Origin of the sequence: Nostoc sp. (genome assembly GCF_036917395.1) — a bacterium.
Classification (GTDB): domain Bacteria; phylum Cyanobacteriota; class Cyanobacteriia; order Cyanobacteriales; family Nostocaceae; genus Nostoc.
This window is the reverse complement of record NZ_JBALDI010000026.1, coordinates 64,750-70,918: the sequence shown is the minus strand read 5'-3', so window position 1 is coordinate 70,918 and position 6,169 is coordinate 64,750. Positions and strand designations below refer to the sequence as shown.

Genomic DNA, 6,169 nt, shown 5'->3' with positions numbered 1-6,169 from the left:
ATTTTTTTGCCTCTAGATGTGTGTTTTTATTCTTACTTGCCTTTTTTCTCTAAGTAATTTCCGGTTGTGACACTTGGGGTGCGGAAGGTGGGTTTCATCCAAGCATTGGCACTCAGGCGTCAACTATTGGGTGAAGAACATCCAGATGTCGCCTTTAGCCTCAACAACCTAGCGGGACTCTACGACTCCCAAGGCAGATACAGCGAAGCCGAACCCCTTTTAATCCAAGCTTTGGCACTCACGCGCAAGCTACTGGGAGAAGAACATCCAGATGTTGCCACTAGCCTCAACAACCTAGCGGGACTCTACAATTCCCAAGGCAGATACAGCGAAGCCGAACCCCTTTACATCCAAGCTTTGGATATTTGTGAGCGACAGTTAGGGGTGAATCATCCTCATACTGTGACTGTGCGTCAAAATTTAGCATATTTGCGCGTAGGCGAAGCCCGCCGCAGGCATCGCCTCTCCTCAAATCAAGAATAGACGGTTTTATGAAAAGCGTACCGTAATAAAACTGAAAAGAGCGATCGCTTTAACTCGGCCTTTCCTGTTCTGAACTCTGAGTTTCGTGTTCCGAACGAGAATGTTCCTATTGAAAGCTCGACGTTTCGTGTTCTGAGGTGGAATGATGGTGTTGTAAAGGCGATCGCTTTGATAAAATTTCTTGGGGAATGCTGCGCGATCGCTAACCCACAGTCAACATAGTCGCTCAGAATAAACTTTATGGCCATGAAATCTCGCGTTGTGCTACCAGTTTAATCTTACGTTAAAAAATTGATGACTCTGACGCTTTACCCCTGTTGAATGATGGTGTTGTCAAGGCGTAGGCTCTAGAAAAGAAGTGTAAGTTGACAAGCGATCGCACACCTAAACCTCACTAAACTACATCAATTACTGGTATTGGCGAACTTTAAAGGCTATTCCATCATCTCAAAACTTCTAGTGTTGTAAAGGCGTTACCGATAGCGCCTAATGCTGCCTGTCGCGCTCAACTAGAGCGCCAGAAAGCAGAATCTGAAGGGTTAATCAAAGGCGTTTTACTCACGAGGAAAAACATTCGCTTCAGCCTTTGCTAGTGCCTTGGCTAAGTACAGGGGAAACAGCCAAAATTCATCAGTGGCTGAGAGCGATCGCAATCCCTAAACCCCTACTGACAGAGCGAATACTCCACTTGCTCCGTCAGTCCTTGGATTGATTAAATCGTTTGATTCAGCCCCTGAAATGCGGGGGCTGCTGAACAACTATTTTGGAATCGGAGAGTCCCCTTAAAACATATGCATTTTTAAGTGAGCTTTTAACTCACTCTCCACTTATGTTTCTTATCTGTTCCCTATTCCCTGTCCCTTACAAATCATCTTATTTTAGAGATGCTAAAGTGCGACGTCCAAGTATTCCGTCTGCTCTTAATCCTTTAGACTTTTGAAATTTCATCACCGCTAAACGTGTCTTGTTATCAAAGACACCATCCACATTTGCGGTATAGAATCCTTGCTGCTTTAAAGCATTCTGAGCAGTTTTGACTGCTTCTCCTCTGCTACCTACTGTCAGTACGCTACTATGGTTTGCCATACTATTAGACTTATGCATAGCATTCTTGTGCATAGTATTAGGCTTTTTCATCATGTTGCCTTGCTGAGTATTTTGTGCAATGTGGGTAGCAGTAGTCCGATTATGGCTTTTATTATTGGTTAAAGAGTAACCAGGCAAAGCAGTAGCTACACTCAAAGCCGGGATCAAAGCAAGTACTTTCCAATTCATTTTCTTGTTCCTTCCAATTATGATAAATTTTGCAATTTTGATTTGAAGAGTCATGCTACAAGAGTTTGTACCCAATAGTGATTCTTCTCCATCAACTCTGATGTGTGGATTTGGTATAGAGCGAACCTATTTTTTAACCCAGAGCTATAGCATCACACGTTATATTGACAGAGTTATTGCAAAAATGTGATAAAAGTGTGACAAAAGCATGACTAAATTATTAAGGGTTATGTAGCACAAGCCGATACTTTTGATTTTAGATAATTTCTCTAATAACCTTCTGCAATTAGCAGATGTATCCATCAGGGTCTTTACCTAGACAACCCTGCTGATAAGAACTTGTTCTATCACTAAACTGTACAATCTGCGATGATACAAACTGAATCCCTTTGTGCCTTAGCCTATCCAAAGTCTATTTTATTTACTGCTTAACTGTTGATTGCAATGCCTGCGGCGGGCTACGCCTACGCAAAGCATTCCGTAAGGAAGAGAAGGGATCACAGTTTTAGTCCTTGGTGTATATTCGTTGAATACTTTCATTTTTGGACGATGAATTATCGTTAACACTGCACTATACCAGATGGGCAATTTAGTCAAAAGTTTAAATGTTTTGTATGCAAATTGCTCATTGTTGAAACTAAGAAAATAAACAGTATCGTCAAATAATTCCATTTACATTATTCTGCAATTAGCAATATTGCGTGTCCATCAGGGTCTTTAACTAGACAACCCTTTTGGTAAGGACTTGTATTATCTGCAAACTGCACAATCTGTGATGATACAAACTGAACCCCATTTTGCCGCAGTATCTCTACCGTTTGCTCAATATCATTGACAACAAGCTCAATTTGCACCCTCGCAATATCACAACTTTTCCAGTCACTCGGTATAGGACGACCTTTTCCAGGTACAAGGTAGTCTAGCAATTCAATCCCTAAGCCGCCTTGAGCAGGTCGCAGTGCTGTAATTCGGACTTCCGCTCCAGGCAAGTTATCCAAGCGAGTTTGGGTAGGACGCCAGTTGAGACTGCGGCTATCGACTTGCATTCCCAGGAGGTCGCGGTAAAAGTGTAGACTCTGCTCAGTGTTAGAAATAGCGATCGCACTATGATCAATTCCCAAAAACAAGCGATTTCTGTTTTGATGCCATTTATCCTGTCCTTTCTCAGCAGGAAACCAAATTAACTCTAAATCATGACCATCAGGGTCTTTAAACTTAAAGGCACGAACCCCACCAGATTGTTCATTATCAGATAAGATTGTCTGCGGTGCAACTGAAATGGGTTCAATCGGAAATGAACACACTTGTGCATAAGCGCGATCCATATCACTCACCACAATTGCCAGATGTTGAAACCATAAATCATTACTTTGAGAATCTTTTGGGATGGGTTTTCCCTGAATGTTTAGATACTCGATCAACTCGATGAGTTCATCACCTAGTTGCAAGGTGACAATACGAATTTTTGCCTCAGTTATGCCTTCCAGGTCGCTGTAATCCTGTCCTTCAACTGTGATGTCAGAAACTAGTTCAAAACCAAGCGCTTCTTTATAGAAATTTAAAGAGCGATGTCTACGACGGGCTACGCCTACGCAGCTTGTCACCGTTAATCCAATAGCTCGAATTTTTTGTACCTGTACATTGGTTTGACTAGGCATATTTAACAGCCCCTAAACTTACAATTAACTTTCTGTTAAAAGGTATTGGGAATTAGGCATGGGGCATTGGGCATTAATCATTAGTTATAGCAATCCTAAATAAGTCGTAAAAATCTCCGATTCCTCTCTCTGCGCTGCGCCAGTTGCTTCAAGTCGGGGAACCCGCCCAACGCACTGGCTTCTCTGCGCCTCTGCGGTTAATTTATTTTTAAAAATGATTTAGGACTGCTATAAGAGCTTTTTTCCTCGTCTTCTTCTGCCTTCATTCTCCCCTATTCCCCCTGCTTTCTCCCTTTTGTTAATCTTTTTTATCCTCATCTCCCAACATTTTCAGTAATTTTCTTGCAGCTAAAATACCCACAACTCCTGTACCGACTATTTCCGCTGCTTGCACCACTTTTTTTCCTACATCTTGAGGGTCGAGGTGCTGATGAAAAATCTCTTCATCTACCCATTCAGTTGCAGCTTTAAAATCATGAATTGGTGTTGGCAACAGCGTTAAATAAGTGGCATGACGGATTAAATGTGCGGGTTCGCCTGCAACTTCAAAAACATTGAATAAGTTAGCAGCAGCATTATTTACCCCTAATTTCAAAAGGGTTCCACGAGTATTAACCTTAACAGGTTTGAGTTCTTCTCCTAGAGCGATCGCTTTCAAATTATGGGCAATATTAGCTCCTTGTTGATAAGCTACTTGGGCGGTAGGCGGTAGCGAATTATCCTGAAGTCCCGCACAATCACCGCCTGCAAAAACTTCTGGAAAATCCAGCAGTTGCATGGTGGAAGTAACTAATGGAAGACCATGATACCGATGCTCTTGAGAAATTGGTAAATCTTTAATCAGTGGATGGACAGAAGTTCCAGCTGTCCAGATTGCGGTATGTGTTGCTAATGTCTTAATTTGCTCATTGTGCTTATATTCAATAGCGTTAGCATGAATAGTAGTAACTTCTGCCCCCGTGAGTATTTCAACTGGTATCCGGCGTTTTTGTAATTCTTTCTCAGCGATTGGGCGCAGCGGATTGTTAATATCGTCATTCAGGATTTCTTTGCCATGATTAAGCAATACTATCCGGATTTCACTAGAATTACCTCCCAAAACCTCATACCAATGTGGTAGAAAATCAGCTAAAGTTGCTGCAATTTCTACGCCACTAGAACCACCACCAACCACTCCTACTGTGAGCAGTTTCCGGCGTTCTTCTGAATCTTCTGTTTGCACTGCTCGTTGAAAACGATCGCGTAAATGACGTTCAAGAGCGATCGCATCTGCTTGTGTCCAGAAAGGAAAGGCATTTTCTTTAGCACCTTCAACTTGATGATAGGTAGTAACGCTACCCAAAGCTAATACTAAATTACTGTAGTTGTAGGAGTTTCCTGAAGCTAATTTGACTTCCCGTTGATGCAAATCTATCGCTTGCACTGCATCTTGAACAAAGATGACACCGCTACCTTTGAGTAGTTCCGAAAAGCGCGGGACTACCTGAAAGGTATCCATCTCGCCATTGAAATATTCATATAATAGCGGCTTAAAGCAAAAGCGCTCGTTTTGATCAATCAAGATAACAGAGCGAGGATAATGTTCGTGAGCTAGGTGTAAGGCTGTAAATAGTCCTGTAAAGCCACCGCCGATAATCACAGTTTGATAAACTGGGCTGTTCATGAAATACTCTCCAAACTCTTATGAAATCAAGATGTTCAATTAATTAGCGCTTTCCTATATTAATAACAAGAAAGCAATCAAAGCAATGCTTAGGATCACAGCGAATGCAATAGCGTATTCAACTCGGCGACTAAAAAATCCTACAGCAGCAATTAGAGCGATCGCTAGCCCAATAATGCCAACATATTGCTGTTTTTGTAACCCACTTGCAATTAGTGGGTCTTGACCTGGTGCTGGAGTTTCCTGAATTGCTTTTGGCTCACGTTGTGATGCTGGTATTTCTTGTAAGTATAAACTCATAAAATTACTCCTTATAATACTTGGAATTTGTGAATGTTTTTATGCTCGCCAAAGGTAGATAAGCGAGAAAAGGAAGACCCAAACTACATCAACAAAGTGCCAAAAGAGAGTGGTCGCACTTGTACCGAAGTGAGTCTTATTATAGTTGCCTGGAATGAAGGAGCGAATCAGCATGATTATCTGAAGCACAACACCAGCCAGAACGTGTAGACCGTGGAAGCCTGTTAACAAGTAGAATGTAGAACCAACTAACCCTGTAGTAATCTTGAAATCGAGATTTTTCCACTCAATTAATAGACCAATTAAGAAGTAAGTTCCCATTGCGATCGTCATCAGCCACAGCCAGCGAAATTTCTTGAGTTGATTACGCTTCAGGGCATTTTCTGCTGGTTGAATGACAAAGCTACTGGAAAGTAATACTACCGTATTAATAATCACATCTGTAGACAATTCTGGGCCAGAAATACCAGGCGGTAGCCAGTTATTAGTAGTCAGTCGTAGAACAACATAAGTAAAGATAAAACTCAAAAAGATGATGCTTTCCGACAGCAGGAATACAGTAAACCCGAACATTCCCTTACCATGATGATCTTCATGAGTACCGCCACCACTTGGTAGGAAGCGCTGTAACCAATTTGGCAAGCGTAGCCGCCACAGATCAAAACGGATAGGACTTTCATCTTTATGAACAGGGCGACGTTGCATAACTCAATTGGGGCATTGGGTATTGGGCATTGGCCAAACAGGGCATGGGTTATCCTCCATATCCCCTTTGTCCTCTGTAAAAAGT

At 41.9% G+C, this 6,169-nt stretch carries 7 protein-coding genes; 1 reads left to right on the top strand and 6 read right to left on the bottom strand.

Going from position 1 to position 6,169, the window contains the following annotated elements; translation table 11 throughout:
* Window positions 1-66 precede the first annotated feature (66 nt).
* Window positions 67-483, top strand: a complete 417-nt coding sequence (locus tag V7K46_RS10740; RefSeq protein WP_442939827.1) for a tetratricopeptide repeat protein — start codon at window positions 67-69, stop codon at window positions 481-483.
* On the opposite strand, the gene V7K46_RS10735 is transcribed toward V7K46_RS10740, so the two are convergent.
* The 6 genes from V7K46_RS10735 to V7K46_RS10710 form a co-directional block, all read right to left on the bottom strand.
* Window positions 474-731, bottom strand: a complete 258-nt coding sequence (locus tag V7K46_RS10735) for a hypothetical protein (protein WP_335112857.1) — start codon at window positions 729-731, stop codon at window positions 474-476. The two genes, V7K46_RS10740 and V7K46_RS10735, sit on opposite strands and share 10 nt — an antisense overlap.
* 625 nt (window positions 732-1,356) lie before the next feature.
* Window positions 1,357-1,812, bottom strand: a complete 456-nt coding sequence (locus V7K46_RS10730; protein WP_335112855.1) for a peptidoglycan-binding domain-containing protein — start codon at window positions 1,810-1,812, stop codon at window positions 1,357-1,359.
* A 623-nt stretch (window positions 1,813-2,435) separates the two neighbouring features.
* Window positions 2,436-3,416 carry a VOC family protein gene (locus tag V7K46_RS10725; protein WP_335112853.1) on the bottom strand — a complete coding sequence of 327 codons (981 nt, stop codon included), beginning with the start codon at window positions 3,414-3,416 and terminating at the stop codon, window positions 2,436-2,438.
* Window positions 3,417-3,714: 298 nt separating this feature from the next.
* Entirely contained in the window at window positions 3,715-5,079 is a 1,365-nt protein-coding gene (locus V7K46_RS10720) for an NAD(P)/FAD-dependent oxidoreductase (RefSeq protein WP_335112851.1), read from the bottom strand.
* A 54-nt stretch (window positions 5,080-5,133) separates the two neighbouring features.
* Complete coding sequence (locus tag V7K46_RS10715; protein WP_335112849.1) at window positions 5,134-5,379, bottom strand: hypothetical protein; 246 nt, start codon at window positions 5,377-5,379, stop codon at window positions 5,134-5,136.
* A gap of 39 nt (window positions 5,380-5,418) precedes the next feature.
* Window positions 5,419-6,084 (bottom strand): cytochrome c oxidase subunit 3, encoded by a 666-nt coding sequence (locus tag V7K46_RS10710; RefSeq protein WP_335112847.1) that lies wholly within the window; start codon window positions 6,082-6,084, stop codon window positions 5,419-5,421.
* Between the last annotated feature and the right edge of the window lie 85 nt (window positions 6,085-6,169).

What these genes read in the sequence shown, in the direction of transcription:
- V7K46_RS10735 (WP_335112857.1), bottom strand. Translation starts at nt 731, where the DNA reads ATGGCCATAAAGTTTATTCTGAGCGACTATGTTGACTGTGGGTTAGCG.
- V7K46_RS10730 (WP_335112855.1), bottom strand. Translation starts at nt 1,812, where the DNA reads ATGACTCTTCAAATCAAAATTGCAAAATTTATCATAATTGGAAGGAAC.
- V7K46_RS10725 (WP_335112853.1), bottom strand. Translation starts at nt 3,416, where the DNA reads ATGCCTAGTCAAACCAATGTACAGGTACAAAAAATTCGAGCTATTGGA.
- V7K46_RS10720 (WP_335112851.1), bottom strand. Translation starts at nt 5,079, where the DNA reads ATGAACAGCCCAGTTTATCAAACTGTGATTATCGGCGGTGGCTTTACA.
- V7K46_RS10715 (WP_335112849.1), bottom strand. Translation starts at nt 5,379, where the DNA reads ATGAGTTTATACTTACAAGAAATACCAGCATCACAACGTGAGCCAAAA.
- V7K46_RS10710 (WP_335112847.1), bottom strand. Translation starts at nt 6,084, where the DNA reads ATGCAACGTCGCCCTGTTCATAAAGATGAAAGTCCTATCCGTTTTGAT.